Origin of the sequence: Streptomyces minutiscleroticus (assembly GCF_014650875.1) — a bacterium.
GTDB lineage: Bacteria > Actinomycetota > Actinomycetes > Streptomycetales > Streptomycetaceae > Streptomyces > Streptomyces minutiscleroticus.
In genome coordinates this window covers 1-16,549 of the sequence record NZ_BMVU01000099.1, presented here as the reverse complement: position 1 = coordinate 16,549, position 16,549 = coordinate 1, and the positions used below count along the sequence as shown (strand labels likewise).

17 protein-coding genes and 2 pseudogenes are annotated in these 16,549 nt (G+C 75.2%); 10 read left to right on the top strand and 9 right to left on the bottom strand.

The features are described 5' to 3' along the window. The first annotated feature begins 742 nt into the window (after positions 1-742). On the top strand, positions 743-1,840 hold the full coding sequence (locus IE271_RS38330; protein WP_190195079.1) for a winged helix DNA-binding domain-containing protein: 1,098 nt from the start codon (positions 743-745) through the stop codon (positions 1,838-1,840). A gap of 119 nt (positions 1,841-1,959) precedes the next feature. Here IE271_RS38330 and IE271_RS38325 read toward each other — a convergent pair whose 3' ends face one another. Both IE271_RS38325 and IE271_RS38320 read right to left on the bottom strand, forming a co-directional pair. Beyond that, positions 1,960-2,505, bottom strand: a complete 546-nt coding sequence (locus IE271_RS38325; RefSeq protein ID WP_190195078.1) for a TetR/AcrR family transcriptional regulator — start codon at positions 2,503-2,505, stop codon at positions 1,960-1,962. Positions 2,506-2,518: 13 nt separating this feature from the next. Further along, the gene (locus IE271_RS38320) at positions 2,519-3,100 is read right to left on the bottom strand and encodes a sugar O-acetyltransferase (protein ID WP_190195077.1); all 582 of its coding nucleotides are present in this window, start codon (positions 3,098-3,100) and stop codon (positions 2,519-2,521) included. 251 nt (positions 3,101-3,351) lie between these two features. On the opposite strand from IE271_RS38320, the gene IE271_RS38315 reads away from it, so the two are divergent. Then, on the top strand, positions 3,352-3,675 hold the full coding sequence (locus tag IE271_RS38315; RefSeq protein WP_190195076.1) for a hypothetical protein: 324 nt from the start codon (positions 3,352-3,354) through the stop codon (positions 3,673-3,675). Between the two features lie 107 nt (positions 3,676-3,782). Here IE271_RS38315 and IE271_RS42925 read toward each other — a convergent pair whose 3' ends face one another. Then, positions 3,783-5,405, bottom strand: coding sequence for a hypothetical protein (locus tag IE271_RS42925; RefSeq protein ID WP_229919889.1), 1,623 nt, complete (start codon positions 5,403-5,405; stop codon positions 3,783-3,785). 76 nt (positions 5,406-5,481) lie between these two features. Beyond that, positions 5,482-5,772, bottom strand: a complete 291-nt coding sequence (locus IE271_RS38305) for a zinc-ribbon domain-containing protein (RefSeq protein ID WP_190195075.1) — start codon at positions 5,770-5,772, stop codon at positions 5,482-5,484. A gap of 159 nt (positions 5,773-5,931) precedes the next feature. Here IE271_RS38305 and IE271_RS43755 point away from each other — a divergent pair. Further along, positions 5,932-6,460: pseudogene (locus IE271_RS43755) on the top strand (NUDIX hydrolase); the annotation flags it as partial. Here IE271_RS43755 and IE271_RS38295 read toward each other — a convergent pair. The 3 genes from IE271_RS38295 to IE271_RS38285 all read right to left on the bottom strand — a co-directional run bounded on the left by IE271_RS38295 (position 6,447) and on the right by IE271_RS38285 (position 8,865). Next, positions 6,447-7,304, bottom strand: coding sequence for a 5-oxoprolinase subunit C family protein (locus IE271_RS38295; RefSeq protein ID WP_190195074.1), 858 nt, complete (start codon positions 7,302-7,304; stop codon positions 6,447-6,449). The pseudogene IE271_RS43755 and the gene IE271_RS38295 sit on opposite strands and share 14 nt — an antisense overlap. Next, complete coding sequence (locus IE271_RS38290) at positions 7,301-7,924, bottom strand: 5-oxoprolinase subunit B family protein (RefSeq protein WP_190195073.1); 624 nt, start codon at positions 7,922-7,924, stop codon at positions 7,301-7,303. Before IE271_RS38290 ends, IE271_RS38295 begins: the two co-directional genes overlap by 4 nt. Before the next feature lie 188 nt (positions 7,925-8,112). Further along, positions 8,113-8,865 (bottom strand): LamB/YcsF family protein, encoded by a 753-nt coding sequence (locus tag IE271_RS38285; RefSeq protein WP_190195072.1) that lies wholly within the window; start codon positions 8,863-8,865, stop codon positions 8,113-8,115. A 193-nt stretch (positions 8,866-9,058) separates the two neighbouring features. On the opposite strand from IE271_RS38285, the gene IE271_RS38280 reads away from it, so the two are divergent. From IE271_RS38280 to IE271_RS38265, 4 genes are read left to right on the top strand one after another with little or no spacing between them, the layout of a single operon-like run. Next, entirely contained in the window at positions 9,059-9,778 is a 720-nt protein-coding gene (locus tag IE271_RS38280) for a DUF969 domain-containing protein (RefSeq protein ID WP_190195071.1), read from the top strand. After that, positions 9,775-10,749 carry a DUF979 domain-containing protein gene (locus IE271_RS38275; RefSeq protein WP_190195070.1) on the top strand — a complete coding sequence of 325 codons (975 nt, stop codon included), beginning with the start codon at positions 9,775-9,777 and terminating at the stop codon, positions 10,747-10,749. The genes IE271_RS38280 and IE271_RS38275 overlap by 4 nt, the downstream gene beginning before the upstream one ends. Before the next feature lie 52 nt (positions 10,750-10,801). Continuing rightward, positions 10,802-11,452, top strand: coding sequence for a pyroglutamyl-peptidase I (pcp, locus tag IE271_RS38270; protein ID WP_190195069.1), 651 nt, complete (start codon positions 10,802-10,804; stop codon positions 11,450-11,452). Further along, a complete protein-coding gene (locus tag IE271_RS38265) occupies positions 11,452-12,462 on the top strand; it encodes a DUF2891 domain-containing protein (RefSeq protein ID WP_190195068.1) in 1,011 nt (336 codons plus the stop codon). Before pcp ends, IE271_RS38265 begins: the two co-directional genes overlap by 1 nt. A 206-nt stretch (positions 12,463-12,668) precedes the next feature. On the opposite strand, the gene IE271_RS38260 is transcribed toward IE271_RS38265, so the two are convergent. Then, positions 12,669-13,571 (bottom strand): serine hydrolase, encoded by a 903-nt coding sequence (locus IE271_RS38260; protein WP_190195067.1) that lies wholly within the window; start codon positions 13,569-13,571, stop codon positions 12,669-12,671. Further along, positions 13,568-14,590 carry a LysR family transcriptional regulator gene (locus IE271_RS38255; RefSeq protein WP_229919888.1) on the bottom strand — a complete coding sequence of 341 codons (1,023 nt, stop codon included), beginning with the start codon at positions 14,588-14,590 and terminating at the stop codon, positions 13,568-13,570. Before IE271_RS38255 ends, IE271_RS38260 begins: the two co-directional genes overlap by 4 nt. A 151-nt stretch (positions 14,591-14,741) precedes the next feature. On the opposite strand from IE271_RS38255, the gene bla reads away from it, so the two are divergent. From bla to IE271_RS43745, 3 genes and pseudogenes are all read left to right on the top strand, one after another. Continuing rightward, positions 14,742-15,701 carry a class A beta-lactamase gene (bla, locus tag IE271_RS38250; protein WP_190195066.1) on the top strand — a complete coding sequence of 320 codons (960 nt, stop codon included), beginning with the start codon at positions 14,742-14,744 and terminating at the stop codon, positions 15,699-15,701. A gap of 277 nt (positions 15,702-15,978) precedes the next feature. Next, a pseudogene (locus tag IE271_RS43750) lies at positions 15,979-16,050 on the top strand (roadblock/LC7 domain-containing protein); the annotation flags it as partial. Positions 16,051-16,127: 77 nt separating this feature from the next. Further along, entirely contained in the window at positions 16,128-16,304 is a 177-nt protein-coding gene (locus IE271_RS43745) for a roadblock/LC7 domain-containing protein (RefSeq protein ID WP_308435253.1), read from the top strand. Positions 16,305-16,549: the final 245 nt, after the last annotated feature.

Sequence of the window (16,549 nt, the reverse complement as noted above, 5' to 3'; positions counted from 1 at the left end):
CCCGCCGCCGTCCCGCGGCGGGCGCGGCTCCGTGTCCACCGGCTCGTCCACTGTCCACGCACCGGTGGCGACGGCGGTCCGCAGCGCGACGGTGAGGGCCAGGGCCCGGTCGTCGTCCGACGGCAACCGCGGCGGCTCGGTACCGCCGCCGAGCCGGTGGCCTCCGTCGGGCCCTTCGACGGCCGCTGTCGGGCGGTCGGCGTCGCGGCGGCGGTGCGCGGACCGACGTGCCGCCTTTCGGTCAGGAGCGCCCCGGCCGTTCCCGACGCGCCTGCAGCGCGGAGAGCCGTGACAGCGGTCGTGCCGAGGTCTTCGGCACGACGCCGACGGCGCCCCGCACAACGGACACATCCTGACCTCTTCCCCTGCGAGGGTGGTTCTCGCGCCGGACGTCGAGCACGACGGACGTACGAGCACGACGGACGTGGCGTACGAGCACGACGAGCACGTCAGGAACGACGAGAGCGGCCGGAACGGTGGGGACGGCCGAAGAATCCGGCCGCCGCCCGGCGGAACCGTCCCCGTACGGACCCGAAGGGAACGACACCACCTTGAACAAGCGCGCACTGGGACGGGACAGGGCCGTGGCACCCGGGACGGACGCCGGTCCCGTCGGCGTGCCCCGCACACCACCGGCCGCCGGACCCGCGACACCACCGGCCGCCGGACCCGCGACGCGACCGGCCGCCGGACTCGCGGCACCGCGGCCGCGGCCGGCCGGCGGGCGTGCGGCGGTGGCCCGGTGACCGTCCTCGACGACCGGGCGCTCAACCGCGCGACGCTCGCCCGCCAGTTGCTGCTCGACCGCGCCGACGTGCCGGTCCTCGACGCCGTCGCGCACCTCTGCGGCCTCCAGGCGCAGGAACCGCAGGAGCCGTTCGTCGGCCTGTGGTCGCGGCTGCGCGCGTTCGCCCCGTCGGCGCTCTCGGACCTGCTGACCGGGCGGCACGTGGTGCGGACCCACCTCATGCGCCGCACCGTGCACCTGGTCACCGCCGACGACGTCCTCGCCTGGCGGACCCGGTTCGACGCCATGCTGCGCCAGCGGGTCCTCGGCACCTACCGCCGCGAGCTCGAAGGGGTGGACCTGGCCGAACTCGCCGCGGCGGGACGGGAGGTGATGGCCGACGGCGAGCCCCGCACCATGAGCGAGCTCGTACGGGCCGTCGACGGGCGTTGGCCGGCACCGGGCAGGAGGGCGCTCGGCGAGATGCTGGTCGCCGCCCTCGTACCGGTGGCGCAGACGCCTCCCCGAGGGCTGTGGCGCACCAGGGCGGGCGTGCGCAACGTCCTGCTCTCCTCCTGGCTCGGCCGTGACGTCGACCCGCCCGCCCCGGACGGCTCCGACCCGGTCGGGCGGGCCCTGGTACGGCGCTACCTGGCCGCGTACGGTCCCGCGGCCTCGGCCGACCTGCGCGCCTGGTGCGGCCTCGCGGGCCTCCCCGCCGCGGTGGCCGCGGTGCGCGGGGAACTGGTCTCCTTCCGCGACGCACGCGGACGCGAGCTGCTCGACCTCCCCGGCGCGCCGCGCCCCGACCCCGGCACACCCGCCCCGGTGCGGTTCCTGCCGGCGTTCGACAACGCGATCCTCGGCTACCACGACCGCGGCCGGATCATCGACGACGCCCACCGCGGCCTCTCCGTCGCCGGCGAGCGCGTCGTCCTGGTCGACGGCCGGGTCGCCGCGACCTGGACCGTGGACGCCGGTACCGTGGCCGTCACCCCGCTGCGCCCCCTCTCCCCGGCCGACCGCGACGCCGTCGCCGGACAGGGCGAGGAACTGGCCTCGTTCCTCTCCGACCACGAGAGCAGCCGCGTACGCGTGGCCGCTTCTCCTTGAGGGGACGCCTTCTTTCCGAGGAGACACCCTCTTCCCGGGAGACGCCGGTCCTTGCCGGCCGTCACCCCGTGGGACGCGGCGTCAGGTCCGCGCCCCACGGGGCGTCGAGGGGCACCGGCTCATCCGGTGGCGGTGATGCGCGCGACGGCCTGCCGCGTCAGCTCGCGGTCGTGCGGGCTGCCGGTCAGGGCACGGTGCAGGGTCAGCCCTTCGATCAGGGCGTCGAGCTGGCGGGCGGTGTCCCGCGGGAAGTGCCGCTCCAGCAGCCGGCGGCTGCGCGCCATCCATTCCTGTGTCAGCTCCCGGTACTCCGGGCGGCGTGCGGCCAGGGTGTAGAGCTCGTGGGTGAGGAGCAGATCCCTGCGGGGCCCTTCGGACAGTGTGTGGACGAGGTCGGTGACGGCCTCGCGGGCCTGGTCGGTGTCACCGGCGCGCGCCAGGTGCGTCTCGAAGACGGCGACGATGCGGTCGCTGAACCGTCCGAACGCCTGGCGCAGCAGGTCGTCGATGCCGTCGAAGTGGTACGTCGTCGAGCCGAGCGGCACACCGGCGCGGGCGGCGATCTTGCGGTGGGAGACGCCCGCGACGCCTTCCTCGGCGATCACGTCGAGCGCGGCGGCGAGGATGCGCTCGCGCCGCTGCGGGTCGGTGTGTCCGGTCGCCATGACGAAGGCGGGGTCAGAGGGTGCGGGCCGGGCGGGCGGGGTTGCCCACGACGACGGTGCCGGCGGGCACGTCCTTGGTGACGACCGCGCCGGCGCCGACGACGGAGTTGTCCCCGATCGTCACTCCGGGCAGCACGATCGCGCCGCCGCCGAGCCACACGTTGTCACCGATGGTGATCGGGAGTGCGGCCTCCAGCTTGTCGCGTCTGGGCTGCGGCTCCACCGGGTGGGTGGGGGTGAGCAGCTGGACGTTCGGCCCGATCTGGCAGTCCTCGCCGATCGTGACGGCGGCGACGTCCAGTGCGGTGAGGTTGTAGTTGACGAAGGTGCGGGCCCCGATGGTGATGTTGCTGCCGTAGTCGACGCGGAGCGGGGGCCGTACGTCGACGCCCTCGCCCACGGAGGCGAGCAGTTCGGCCAGGAGCGGCCGGGCGGTGCCGGCGTCCTCGAAGTAGGCGGCCTCGTAGCGGGCGGCCAGCCGCATCGCGCGCTGCTGCCGCCGGGCGATCTCCGGATCGTCGGCGATGTACAGGTCACCCGCGAGCATCCGCTCGTAGTTCGTCCGCGGGTCGCCCGCGAAGTGGTCCGTCGGCATGCGTACGACCGTACACTCTTGAATGTACGTTCGTACATTTCCGCCGCACGGTCATCCGCAGGACGGCGGAGCCGTGGCGCGAGTCCCACCGTTCGGGACCTGTCGTCCGGGGCCCGTCGTCCGGGGCCCGTCGTTCGGAATCCTTCGCTCGCGAGCAGGCGGCGGCCGGCGGTCCGCAGGGCGCGAGGCTTACCTCCTGGCAGGCAGGGAACGCGTCCGCTGTACGACCCCCGATCCAGGAGCGGTACGCGATGACCAGGTACGAACGTTCACGCACCAAGCAGTACGCCGTCGCCGCCTCCGGACAGTGGACCGACGAGGAGGAGGGCCGCCGCCGGCTGCCCGCCGGCGAGGTGCACGCCTGGGAGCAGGGGCTGAACCAGACCGTCTGCGGGCTCTCCCTCAGCCGCTCCCGGCTGACCCGCTTCCCGCACGTCACCTGGCAGGACACCTTCCCCGAGTCCGGCGGGGCGGCGGACAGGGTCCAGCGCCAGTGCCCGCGCTGCGCCTCCGTCGCCGGTCGCCGCGGCAGCGACGCACGCCCACGGTGGCAGCGCACCGATCCCCGGCCGTGAACCATCGGACGGTTCGGTCCGGAGGGTCTCCTCGCCGAGGTCGAAGTACTGGCTCACCGCATCGCCTTCCGTACGCCGAACGTGTCGTTCCCTGCTCCCGGACGGCCTCAGCCGGTCAGTCCGGCCTCCCACTTGCGCCGCGTCAGCACGTAGTCGCTGAAGAGGTGCCGGCCGCGGTCGAGCAGCCTGCCCACCTCCGGGTCCCCGTGCCGCACGTCCGCGGACGGGTGCCAGCGTTGCACGGACTGCCCGGCCCGGGTGCGCAGCTTGGTGTCCGGGTCCTCCAGGAGCCCGACCGCGGCACGCAGCGCCACGATCCCGCCGCACGCGTCCAGCAGCCGGAACGCGGCGACCCGGACGTGCCGCGGCCACGCGGGCCCGGTGCGCTCCATCAGCCGGTCGGCGGGCAGCTGCCGCGCCGACGGCAGCAGGGAGGCGACGGCCTCGCGCACGACGCCGGGAGCCGGGTCGTCGAGCAGCGGGCGCAGCCGCTCCGCGTCCGTGACGTCCAGCGCCCGCAGCCCCGCCACCGCCCGTGCGCGCACCGCGGCCACCGGGTGCGCGAGCAGCGGCCACAGCAGCCCGGCGTCCGCGCGGTCACCGTACTCGGCCAGCCCGACGACCGCGCCGGGCGGCGGCCCGGCACCGTCGGGCGCCGCGCACCTCGCCCGGTACCAGGCGACCGGATCGCCGCCGAGCCGGCGCACCACGTACCGGGCGCAGGCGCGGACGAGCGCGGACCGGTCGCCCAGGAACGGCTCCGCCCGGTCCCGCCGTCCCACCTTCCGCAGCGCGGTGACACCGGCCGAACGGGTACGGGGGTTGCGCGCGCCCAGCAGCGGGACCACGACGTCGACGTACGCAGGCGTGGCCTCGTACGCGCCCTCGTCGTCACCCGCACGCTCGTCGTCACCCGCACGCTCGTCGTCGTACGGACGCTCGTCCCCGTACGCACGCTCGTCCTCGTACGCGCACCGGCCGGCGTGCGCGTCCTCCCCCTCGTCCTGGTCCTTGTCCCGCAAGGTCGCGAGCGCCGCCGTGGCGCACAGGTCCTGGACGACGGTGTCCTCGTCCCGGGCCGCCGTGCGGGCCAGTTCGGCGGGGGTGAGCAGCCCGCGTCCGACGGCCGAGCGGTACGCGAACCGCCGCACCGTGCGGTCGGGCGCGGCGAAGAGGGCGGTGAACCGCTCGCGGGACGCGCCGCGCAGGACCTCCTCGAGCAGTTCGACGCCGAAGGCCCCTCTGTCGCGGTGGCCGAGCCGGAGCAGCAGCGGCGCCAGGCCGACGGCGGTGTCCGCGTCCAGTGCCTCGCGCAGCGCCTCCCGGGCCCGTTCGCGCACCGGTGCGGCCCAGTCGGTGCAGCGGACCGCGATCAGGGGCAGCAGGCCGGGGTGACGCGTCGCGCGGTGCACCGCAGCCTCACGGATCCGCCCGTCGCGGTGGCAGAGGGCGAGTGCGAGCCGTGACTCGTCGAGCTGCTCGTCGGGGCGCGATCCACCGGTCCGCGACTCCTCGTTCCGTGACGCGCCGGACCGGGCCGGACCGACGGGCGACGGGGCCACGTACTCCCACTCCGGCCTGGCCCCCTGCGGGTACCAGGGCGCCCATCGCACTCCCGCGTCCAGCGCGAGCCACGCGGCGGGGTCGGTCACACTCAGTACGGCGCGCAGGGGCGCACCTTCCGCGAGCCGCACGGCAGCCGCCGTCCCACTCCCGACGTCATCGTTCATGGCCGCCCCCGTCCGGATCCGATCGTGCCGGGTGATCGTAGATCCGGAACCGGCGGCGAGTCGCATGAAATACGGTTCAGGACTGGTACGGCTGCTGCTGCGTCTGCCCGTACGGCTGACCGCCGGGGCCGCCCGCGCCCTGCGCCGGCAGCTGCTCCGCCTGCTCCTTGGTCACCTTCTGCTCCGCCCCGCAGAAGGTGCACTGCGTCGCGTACTTCGTCGAGATCGGGAACAGCGGTACGAAGAAGAGTGTGAACTTCGTGACGCGCTTCCTGAGCGTGTGCGCGGAAGGGTTGCCGCAGCGGCCGCACACCAGCGTCAGTACGGCGAGCTGGTACAGATATCCCTTGGTACCAAAAATGATCATGCTGTCGGTCCTTCCCCTCTCCGGTCCCTCTTCGGGATCGTACGACCTCCGCACCGGGCCTCCTGGTTCCCCGCACGCCCCACGAGAGGAACAGAGTCGACCGCGCAGTCCGGGGACCAGGAGGGCCTGTCCCTCTCCCGGCGTCAGCACGCCGTTCCGCCCGGCCGCGTCCCCGGCCGCCCCCGGGACGGTCGGCCGGCCGTGCCGCACGCCGCGATCGAGGTCGGGGCCGTCGTCCTCGGCGAGCAGGGGGTGCTGCTGGGGCGGCACCACCGCGGGACCCGGGAGCTGCCCGGTGGCACCGTCGAGCCCGGGGAGTCCCTTCGGGAGACCGTCGTGCGGGAGCTCGCCGAGGAGACCGGGCTGCGGGCCCGTCCCGAGGACGTGGCGCTGCTGGGCACGCTGGTCGACCACGTCGGCGAGGTGGTGCGCGTCATCGTCGGCGCCGTCGTGGCCGCGTGGCGGGGGGCGGCCCGCCGACCAGCCGGACGAGCGGGTCGGCGACCGGCGCTGGTGGAGCCCGGACCGCCTTCCGCAGGGCCTGTTCGAGTGCAGTGCGCGGATCCTCACCGCCTGGCGCCCCGGGCTGCCCGTCGACCACGCTCCCGCCCGCTTCACCCCGTACGCCGGCACACGGTGTGCCGACGGCCCGGAACCGCCCGTCCCGCCCGCGGCTAGCCGAGCGTGAAGCGCACCGGAGCCCCGACCACGGCCTGGGCCGCCGCCGCGAGGGCCTCCTCCGCGACGACCGCGATCACGGGGTAGCCGCCCGTCGTCGGGTGGTCGTGCAGGAACACCACCGGGCGCCCGTCGGGGGGCACCTGCACCGCGCCGAGGACCATGCCCTCGCTGGGCAGCTCGCCCGCCGAGGCACGTTCCAGCGACGGCCCCTCGGTGCGCAGGCCGATGCGGTTGCTGTGCGGGGAGACGCGGTACGTCGCCGAGGTGAGGGTGCGCAGCGCCCCCGGCGTGAACCAGTCGGCGCGGGGGCCGGGCCGCAGCGGCAGGGTCAGCTCGGCGGGCGGCCCCGGCCAGGGGGCCGCGACGGGCTGCCGCGCCCGTCCTCCGGGGGTGCCCACCGGGAGCACGTCCCCGTCGCGCAGCGGCGCCGGGCCGAGGCCGGAGAGCAGGTCGGTGGAGCGGCTGCCGAGGACGGGCTCGGCGGCGACGCCCCCGGCGACGGCCACGTACGAGCGCACGCCCGCCGTGACCCCGCCCACGTCCAGGACCGCTCCCGCGGGCACCCGCACCGGCGCGCCCCACGCCGCCGGCCGGCCGGCCACCGTCACCGGGCAGGGCGCCCCGCCGACCACGACGGCGACGTCGCGGTCGGGCCGCAGGGCGCAGCCGGTCAGGGTGGTCTCCAGGACGGCGGCGCCGGGGTCGTTGCCGAGCAGCCGGTTGGCGAGCCGCATCGCGGGGGCGTCCAGCGCGCCGGAGCGCGGAACGCCCAGGTGGGCGTGGCCGCGCCGGCCCTCGTCCTGCACCGTGGTGAGGGCGCCGGCGCGGACGACGGTGAGTTTGGCGGTCATGCCGCACCTCCCAGCGGGACGAAGCGCACCCGGGTGCCCGGCGTGAGGAGCGCGGGCCGCTCCCGCGTGAGGTCCCACAGCGGTGCCGGGTCCGGCATGGTGCCGATCAGCTGCCAGCCGCCCGGCGTGGCGCGCGGGTACACCGCGCTGTAGGGGCCCGCCAGCGCCACCGCTCCGGCGGGGACCCGGGTGCGGGGCGTGTCGCGACGCGGCACGTGCAGCTCGGGGGGCAGCCCGGTGAGGTAGCCGAAGCCAGGGGCGAAGCCGCAGAACGCGACGCGGTACGTGTACGACGCGTGCCGTGCGGCGACCTCCCCGGACCCGACGCCCCACAGGTCCGCCACGTCGGCCAGGTCCGGCCCGTCGTAGCGCACGGGGATCTCCACGACGTCCCCGTCACCGGCGGTCACCGGCGGCACCTCCCAGCCGGCGATCCGGCGGGCCAGCGCCTGCGGGTCCGCCACCCCGTCCAGGAGGACGGTGCGCTCGCCCGGCACGATCTCCTCGACGGGCGGCAGGGTCCCGGCCGCGCGCCGCCGCAGCAGCTCGGCGTGGAAGGCCCCGGTGCGCTCGGCATCCGGCAGCTCCACGAGCAGCGCGTGCCGTCCGGCGGGGCGCACGGACGACGGCCGGCTCCCTTCCCGGCGTCCTGCCGCGTTCCCCGCGAGGCTTCCCGCCCCGCCTTCCGCCGCGTTCTCCGCGGGGCTCTCCGGCGCGCTCTCCGCGCCGTTCTCGGCGAGGCTTCCCGCCGCGTTCCGGGTCGCGCTCCCCGCGGGGCTTCCGCCCGCGCGCTCCGCCGCGTCCCCCGTCATGCGAACGCCCTGACCTCGACCCCCGCCGCCCGGAGCGCCTCGCGCACCCGGACCGCGATGCGGGCCGCGCCGGGGGTGTCGCCGTGCACGCACAGCGAGCGGGCGGCGACCGTGACGGTCGTCCCGTCCACGGCCTCGACCTCGCCGTCCACCGCGAACGCCAGTGCGCGCCGCACCACCGCGTCCTCGTCGGTCACCACGGAGTCCGCCTCGCGGCGCGGCACGAGCGTGCCCTGGGGGGTGTACGCGCGGTCCGCGAAGGCCTCCGGCACGCCGACGAGCCCGGCGTCCTCGGCGGCGGCGAGCAGCCGCGACCCCGGCAGGCCGAGCACGGGCAGCGCCCCGCCCGCGAGCCGTACGCCCGCCACCACGGCGGCGGCCTGCTCGGCGTCGTGGACGGTGCGATTGTAGAGCGCGCCGTGCGGCTTGACGTACGCCACCTCGGCCCCCGCCGCCTCGGCGAAGACCCGCAGCGCCCCGATCTGGTACGCCACCTCGGCGGCCAGCTCGTCGCCGGGCACGTCCATGGCGCGCCGCCCGAAGCCGGCCAGGTCGCGGTAGGAGACCTGCGCCCCGATCCGCACCCCGCGCTCGGCGGCGAGGTCGCAGACGCGGCGCATCACCGAGGGGTCGCCGGCGTGGAAGCCGCAGGCGACGTTGGCGCTGGTGACGACGGAGAGCAGGGCTTCGTCGTCGGTCAGGGTCCAGCGGCCGAATCCTTCACCGAGGTCTGCGTTCAGATCGATCACACGCTGAACGTAAACGATTGTTGAACGATCCCACAAGAGGTGAATTCCGGCGTTCTTCGGTGACGAGTCGAAGTCACCTCTTGTTCGATCGTTCAACGATCGCCTAGGGTCCGTGCATCCCCCACGGATTCGGAACCTCCGACTCCGTACCGTTCCTGGTGCCCTGCCCCTTACGCCTGAAGAAGGCCACCGCATGATCGTTCTTCTCGGTGTGGTCGTGGTGATCCTCGGATTCGTCACGCGCCGCAACCCCGTCCTCGTGGTGGGCGTCGCCGGTATCGTCACCGGCCTGCTCGGCAAGCTGAACCCCCTGGAGGTCCTCGCGGCCTTCGGCCGGTCCTTCGCCGACAGCCGCTCGGTCACCGTCTTCGCCATCGTGCTCCCCGTGATCGGCCTCCTGGAGCGCTACGGCCTGCGCGAGCAGGCCCGCAACCTCATCAGCCGGCTCGGGAAGCTCAGCGCGGGCCGCTTCCTCACCGTCTACCTGCTGGTCCGGCAGGTCACCGCGGCCCTCGGACTCAACAGCATCGGCGGTCCCGCGCAGACCGTGCGGCCCCTCGTCGCGCCCATGGCCGAGGCCGCCGCCGAGCGCTCGGCGGGCGCCAGGCTGCCCGAGCGCCTGCGCGAGAAGGTGCGCTCCCACTCCGCGGCGGCCGACACCGTGGGCCTCTTCTTCGGTGAGGACTGCTTCATCGCCATCGGCTCCATCCTGCTGATCACCGGTTTCGTGAACTCGACCTACCAGCAGGACATCGAGCCGACGCAGCTGGCCCTGTGGGCGATCCCGCTGGCCGTCTGCGCCTTCCTCATCCACGGCGCCCGCCTGCTGCTCCTGGACCGGCAGCTGGAGCGCGAGATGGCGCTCGCCGCCGCCGAGAACGAGCTGCCGCTTCCGAAGGGGGCCGACAAGTGATCAAGGTCGAATGGCTCTACTGGCTGGTGGGCCTCGTCTTCGTCGTCATGGCCGTGCAGATGGCGGCCGACCGCAGCAACCCCAAGCGGTGGACCTCCGCCGCGTTCTGGGGACTGCTCGGGCTGACCTTCCCCTACGGCACCGGCGTCGCCAACGCGACGGCGGAGAACGGCGGCTGGACCCTGCCCGCCGAACCGCTCGGCGTCGCGGTCCTCGTCCTGATCGTGCTCGCCGGCTGCAACTTCCTGGGCAAGGGCGTCCCCGTCACCACCACCGCCGAGCAGCGCGAGGCCTCCGCCTCCCGGCTGGGCAGCAAGATCTTCATCCCCGCCCTGACCATCCCGTTCGTCGCCATCGTCTGCGCCTCGGTCCTCGACGAGTCCGGGCTGTTCGAGACCGGCAAGGCCACGCTCCTCGGGCTCGGCGTCGGGTGCATCGCCGCCCTCGTCGTCGGCATGCTGGTCACCGGCGAGAAGAAGATCTCCGTCCCGATCCACTCCGGCCGCTCCATGCTGGAGGCGATGGGCTCGGCCCTGCTGCTCCCCCAGCTCCTGGCCGTACTCGGCTCGATCTTCGCCCTGGCCGGCGTCGGCACCCAGGTCGGCAGCATCGTCAACGACGTCCTGCCCGACGACTCGAAGTACCTCGCCGTGATCGCGTACTGCCTCGGCATGTTCCTGTTCACCGTGATCATGGGCAACGCCTTCGCCGCCTTCCCCGTGATGACCGCGGCGATCGGCTGGCCCGTCCTCATCGAGCAGATGCACGGCAACCCGCCGGCCGTCCTCGCCATCGGCATGCTGGCCGGTTTCGCCGGCACGCTCTGCACGCCCATGGCCGCCAACTTCAACATCGTCCCGGCCACGCTGCTGGAGCTGAAGGACCAGTACGGACCGATCAAGGCGCAGATCCCGACGGCGCTCCCGCTGCTCGTCTGCTGCACCGTGATCATGGCGCTCTTCGCCTTCTGATCCGCCCCGGCCCCGCGGCCCGGCGCCCCGCCCCCTCCCGTAAGGAAGCACCATGACGCGCGTCCTCATCACCGGCTTCGCCCCCTTCGGCGGCGAGAGCGTGAACCCGTCCTGGCAGGCGGCCTCCCTCGTGGCCGCCGAGCCGCCCGCCGGGCTCACGGTCACCGCCGCCGAACTGCCCTGCGTCTTCGGCGAGGCCATCCCCGCGCTGCGCGAGGCCGTCCTGGCGTCGACGCCCGACCTGGTCCTGTGCATGGGCCAGGCGGGCGGCCGCCCCGGCGTCACCGTCGAGCGCGTCGGCGTCAACGTCGACGACGCCCGCATCCCCGACAACGCGGGCAACCAGCCCATCGACGAGCCCGTGGTCCCGGGCGGCCCCGCCGCCTACTTCTCCACCCTGCCGGTCAAGGCCTGCGTCGCCGCGATGCGCGAGGCCGGCGTCCCGGCCGCCGTGTCCAACACCGCCGGCACGTTCGTGTGCAACCACGTGGCCTACGGCCTCGGCCACCTCATCGCCACCGAGTTCCCGCACGTCCGGGGCGGTTTCGTGCATGTGCCCTGGGCGCCGGAGCAGGTCACCGACGGCACCGCGCCCGCCCTGGAGCCCGCCACGGTCGCCCGCGGCGTGCGCGCCCTGCTGCTCGCCGCCGCCCGCACGTCCGCCGGGGAGGACCTGAAGGTCACCGAGGGGGCCACCCACTGATGCCGCTCACCGGGTACGCGGCGCCCTTCGCCCGGCTCGCCCTCGCCAACGTCACCCGCGAGTACCCCAACTTCCCCGCCCACCTGGTCACCTCGCCGGACGAGCGAGCGCGGCCCCGCACCCTGCACCCGGCCTTCTACGGCGCGTACGACTGGCACTCGTCGGTCCACATGCACTGGCTGCTCGTCCGCCTGCTGCGCCGGCACGGCGGCACGCCCGCCCTGCCGGACACCGCGCCGCTCGCCGACGCGCTCGACCGGCACCTCACCCGCGAGAACATCGCCGCCGAGGCCGCCTACCTCCTGGACCGCCCCTCCTTCGAGCGGCCCTACGGCTGGGCCTGGCTGCTCGCGCTCGCCGCCGAGTGCCGGGCGTACGGGGGCGCGGCGGGCGCCCGCTGGACCGAGGCGCTGGCCCCGGGCGTCGCCGCCGTCGACCGGCTGCTGGCTGGCTGGCTGCCGAAGGCGACCTATCCCGTACGCCACGGGAACCATCCCAACAGCGCCTTCGCGCTCGGGCTCGCCCTCGACTCCGGGGAGCTGCCGCCCGCGACCGACCGGGCCGTGCGGGAGCGCCTGCTGTCCTGGTTCGCCGACGACCACGACGCGCCCGCGCACTGGGAGCCGTCGGGGCAGGACTTCCTGTCCCCGGCGCTGAGCGAGGCCGACGCGATGCGCAGGGTGCTGCCGCAGGAGCGGTTCGCGCGGTGGCTCGACTGCTTCCTGCCCGCCCTGCGCTCCGGCGCCCCCTGCCCGCTGCTGGACGTACCGGTCGTCTCCGACCACGCCGACCCGCAGATCGGCCACCTGCTGGGCCTGGCCCTCAGCAGGGCGGCCGCGCTGCGCTCCGTCGCCGGGGCCCTGCCGGACGGACCGGTCCGCACCCGCCTGGCCGAGGCGGCCGAGGCCCACCTCGCGGCGGGCCTGCCCGCCGTGGAACGCGGCGACTTCACCACCGACCACTGGCTGGCCACGTTCGCCGTGCTGGCTCTGGAGCCGTGGACGGTGTGAGGGCGCACGACGGCGTCGCGCCTCCCGTCGTACCGTTCGTCGCGGCGGCCGTACGGTCCGTCGGCGCGGCCGCACCGTCCGTCGTCGCGCCGACACGCTGACCGGCCGGGGACGTCGGTTCACCGTCGAGGGCGGATCACCTGCGGGATCAGATCACCGGCGAGTGCCGGGTCACCGGCGGGATCAGATCACCGGCGAGTGCCGGGTCACCACTGCCGCAGCCGGTCCCGCAGTGTCCGGGCCACCTGTGCCATCAGGGCCTCGGCGCCCGGCTGCGCGCTCGCGGGGACGCGCGACTCGGTGAGGACCGCGACGGCGAAGCTCTGGCCGTCGGCGTGCTCGACCACCCCCGCCTCGTGGCGGAGGTTGAGCAGCGTGCCGGTCTTGGACGACCAGGTGGAGGCGTCGGAGACGAAGTCCGGGGCGAGCCGGTGGCGCAGCACGTTGTGCGCCATGAGGGTGCGTACGCGGGCGGCCGTCTCCGGGTGGATCGCCGACGGGGTCCACAGGGCCTGCAGCAGGTCCACGTAGGCGCGGGCGCTGCCGCTGTTGGCGCGGGTGACGTCGAGCTGGGGCACCCGGTGGCCGCGTCCGCTCGTCCCCGCGTCGATGGCGAGCGCGTGCGCCAGGTGCGCCTGTTCGGGGGCGAAGCGCTCCGCGGGCGTCTCGCTCAGGTCGCGGACGGTGTGCCGCACCGAGATGCCCTGGATACCCAGTTCGGCGAGGATGCCCGCGACCTGGGCGGGCGGGGTGAGGGCGAACAGCGCGTCGGCGGCCGTCCCGTCGCTCAGGCAGGTACTGAGGTAGAGCAGGTCGTCGATCGCGATCCGGACCGGGTGGCGGAACCGGCTCAGACCGGTGGGGCCGGGCGTGGTGATCCGGCCGGGTTCGACGTCGAGCGCGGTCGAGCCGTCGAGCTCGCCCCGTCGGACGCGCTCGGCCGTCGCCAGCGCCAGGGGGACCTTGACCAGGGAGGCGGCGGGCATCCGGAGGTCGGGGTCGATGCCCAGCTCCTCCCCCGTGTGCAGGTCCCGGACGAGCAGGCTCGCGTGCAGCCCGCCCTCCTCCAGACGCAGGCGCATGTCGCGCAGGAGTGCCTCGGTGTTCATGCCGTTCCCGCTCCTCCGTCGTGCGGCGGGTGCGCCGCCGGACGCGCCGCCGTCCGGGCCGCCGGGTCCGCTCCCGGGTCCGCTCCCGGGTCCGCTCCCGGGTCCGCTCCCGGGTCCGCTCCGAGGCAGCGGGCCATGGCGCCGCCCAGGCGTTCCCGGATGCGGCGCGGATCGCCGCTGGCCGCCGCGGCCAGGGCGAAGCCGCGTACGGGGGCCATTTCCCCCACGGGGCGCCAGTGCAGGGCGAGTTCGGCGGCCTGCGCCGGCGAGCACAGCAGCAGGTCGTCCGAGGCCAGTGCCTCCGCCGCCGCGGTCATGAGGTCGGGCGCGACGCGGAGCTGGGAGGGCCTGAGCCCCACCGCGTCGCGCAGGCGCGTCAGCGGGTCGCGGATGTGCGGCACGTCGTCCTCCGGCTGGATCCAGATGCGGCGCGGCCGGTCGGGCGCGGTCCGGCCCACCCGCAGGGTCTCGACGTACACGCGCCGCACGTCCGGGTCCCGGGCAGCGGCGAGGCCGAGCGGCACGGTCCACGTCGCCTCGTCCGGCACCACCGCGAGCAGGGCGGCGCGCACCTGCTGCGAGCGCACCAGCTCGGCCCGCTCCGCCGGCGCCTGGACCACGCGGGGTTCGAGCACGATCCCGTGCTCCCTGGCCTCGGCGACGAGCCGGGCGAGGCCGAGCGTGGAGCAGACGCCCGGCACGGCGAGCCGCCACGGCTTGCGCCGGGCGGAGAGCGCGTCCTGCTCCAGCACGTCGGCCGCCAGGACGACCCGTCGCGCCGCCGGCAGCATGTCGCGCCCGAAGGGGGTGAGCACGGCGCGCCGCGCAGCCCGCTCGAAGAGCTGCTCGCCCCACCGCTTCTCGAGGGCGGCGACGCGCCGGCTCGCCACCGGCTGGGACATGCCCGCGGCGGCCGCCCCGACGGTGAAGCTGCCGCGTTCGCCGACGCTGACGAACGCGCGGCACGCCGCCACCAGGTCCACGGTCCCCGCCCGCCTGTCCGGCACCGCCGGACCCATGTCGAAACAGCATGAAGAAGGACCTCAGCGTATTGGACCGCATGGCAGTCGCGGCGCGAGGGTGGGCACACCGCACGATTCCGCCCCGGGCCGCCGCTTTGCGCCGCCTTGTGCTGCCCTCGGTGCCCGGGCCCGTCAGGAGGTAACGACCATGGACAACACGCGCGCACGACGGCTCACGGCGGCCCTGCTGGCCCCGCTCGTCTCCTTCGGAGCGCTCACGGCCTGCGGCCAGGGTCCGGCGGACGGCACGAAGGCGGACGGGACGGCCCGCGGCACCGCCGTGGAGGACGGCGCGTCCGCGGCTCCGGGCAAGGGCTCCGCGGCCGAGGTCTCCCGCGACCTGAAGGCCCTCGAGCGCAAGTTCGACGCGCGGCTCGGCGTCTACGCGGTCCACACCGGCACCGGGGAGGAGGTCGCCCACAACGACGGTGAGCGGTTCGCCTACGCCTCGACCTTCAAGGCGATGGCGGCGGGAGCCGTGCTGCGCAAGTACTCCCTCGAGGGGATGGACAAGGTGATCACGTACTCCGAGGACGACCTCGCCGAGTTCTCCCCCGTCACCGGGAAGCACGTCGACACGGGGATGACCTTGGGCGAACTGTGCGACGCCGCCGTCCGCCACAGCGACAACACCGCGGCCAACCTGCTGCTCGACGCGATCGGCGGGCCCAAGGGACTCGACGCCGTACTGGAGGGGATGGGGGACGACGTGACCCGGATGGAGCGCGAGGAGCCCGGACTGAACGACTGGGCCCCCGGGGAGGGGCGGGACACGACCACACCGCGGGCGTTCGCGGAGGACCTGCGCGCGTTCGTGCTCGGCGACGTCCTGGAGAAGGACGAACGCGCGCAGCTCACCGAGTGGCTGCGGACCAACACCACCGGGGACGGGCTCATCCGGGCGGGCGTGCCCGGGGACTGGACCGTCGGGGACAAGACCGGCGCCGGTGGCACCTACGGGACCCGCAACGACATCGCCGTGGTGTGGCCGCCCGACACCGCCCCGATCGTGGTGTCGATCATGTCGAACCGCAAGGACGCGGACGCCGCGTACGACGACGCCCTCGTCGCGCAGGCCGCGTCGGTGGTCGCGGACGCACTGGGCTGACGCGGCGTCACCGCCCCGCCCGGGACCACCCGCCGAGCACCGCTCCGCGCGCCGTCCCGGCCGGGTCCGCCTCCGCCCCGGTCGGAGCGCTCCCCCGCCGTACGCCCGGGAGGAACATCCCCGAGCCGGCCGGCAGCGCCGCGGACGCCGCGGACCGACCCTCGCCCGCGGGACCCGGTTTCGGTGGCCGCGCCACCGGTACGGCCGGGTCCGCCACGACCCGGCCCCGACGTTCCACGCTCCACGACCCGACCCCGACGGCTTCCGGGACAAGGTGATGGGCGTCACCGGAAGCACCCTGGCCACGGCCGACGGACTGGTCGTCGCCGCCGACGTCAGCGAGACGCGCCCCGAGTCCATGGCCGCCGTCGCCGCCGCCACGCTCTCGCTGGGGCACCGGCTGGCCGACCAGGGGGCACGGGCGTCATGCGGGAGGTCAGCGCGCGCTGCAGCACGGGGAACGTCGTCGTCACCGCGGTCGGCGACCGGGTCCTCCTGGCCGTCGTCACGGACGACGGCCTCGACACGGCCGCCTTCCGGCGCGAGATGCCCGGCGTCGTCCGGGAGCTCGGCCACCCGCTGGACGCCGACATCGCCTCCTGAGGCCGCCACCCGGAACACCGCCGCCGGGACGGGAAGGCTCCGGCCGCCCCTCCCGCCTTTCCGGCCGGGCCCACCGTGGGGAACACCGGACCGGGACAGCGCACCGTCACGAAGCGGGCGCCACCCGCCTCGTGACGGTATGTCAGACGAGCGGGCTCACGCGGCGAGTCGCTGGGCCGCCGCGCGGACGGGGGCGGCCGGGATGCGCACCGGCACGGTCGCGGTCCGGGCGGGCGCCGGGGTGC

Excerpts from the sequence above, each read along its gene's own strand:
- IE271_RS38325 (WP_190195078.1), bottom strand. The coding sequence starts at position 2,505 with ATGGCGACCGGACACACCGACCCGCAGCGGCGCGAGCGCATCCTCGCC.
- IE271_RS38320 (WP_190195077.1), bottom strand. The coding sequence starts at position 3,100 with ATGCCGACGGACCACTTCGCGGGCGACCCGCGGACGAACTACGAGCGG.
- IE271_RS38315 (WP_190195076.1), top strand. The coding sequence starts at position 3,352 with ATGACCAGGTACGAACGTTCACGCACCAAGCAGTACGCCGTCGCCGCC.
- IE271_RS42925 (WP_229919889.1), bottom strand. The coding sequence starts at position 5,405 with ATGAACGATGACGTCGGGAGTGGGACGGCGGCTGCCGTGCGGCTCGCG.
- IE271_RS38305 (WP_190195075.1), bottom strand. The coding sequence starts at position 5,772 with ATGATCATTTTTGGTACCAAGGGATATCTGTACCAGCTCGCCGTACTG.
- IE271_RS38295 (WP_190195074.1), bottom strand. The coding sequence starts at position 7,304 with ATGACCGCCAAACTCACCGTCGTCCGCGCCGGCGCCCTCACCACGGTG.
- IE271_RS38280 (WP_190195071.1), top strand. The coding sequence starts at position 9,059 with ATGATCGTTCTTCTCGGTGTGGTCGTGGTGATCCTCGGATTCGTCACG.
- pcp (WP_190195069.1), top strand. The coding sequence starts at position 10,802 with ATGACGCGCGTCCTCATCACCGGCTTCGCCCCCTTCGGCGGCGAGAGC.
- IE271_RS38265 (WP_190195068.1), top strand. The coding sequence starts at position 11,452 with ATGCCGCTCACCGGGTACGCGGCGCCCTTCGCCCGGCTCGCCCTCGCC.
- IE271_RS38260 (WP_190195067.1), bottom strand. The coding sequence starts at position 13,571 with ATGAACACCGAGGCACTCCTGCGCGACATGCGCCTGCGTCTGGAGGAG.
- IE271_RS38255 (WP_229919888.1), bottom strand. The coding sequence starts at position 14,590 with ATGGGTCCGGCGGTGCCGGACAGGCGGGCGGGGACCGTGGACCTGGTG.
- bla (WP_190195066.1), top strand. The coding sequence starts at position 14,742 with ATGGACAACACGCGCGCACGACGGCTCACGGCGGCCCTGCTGGCCCCG.
- IE271_RS43745 (WP_308435253.1), top strand. The coding sequence starts at position 16,128 with ATGCGGGAGGTCAGCGCGCGCTGCAGCACGGGGAACGTCGTCGTCACC.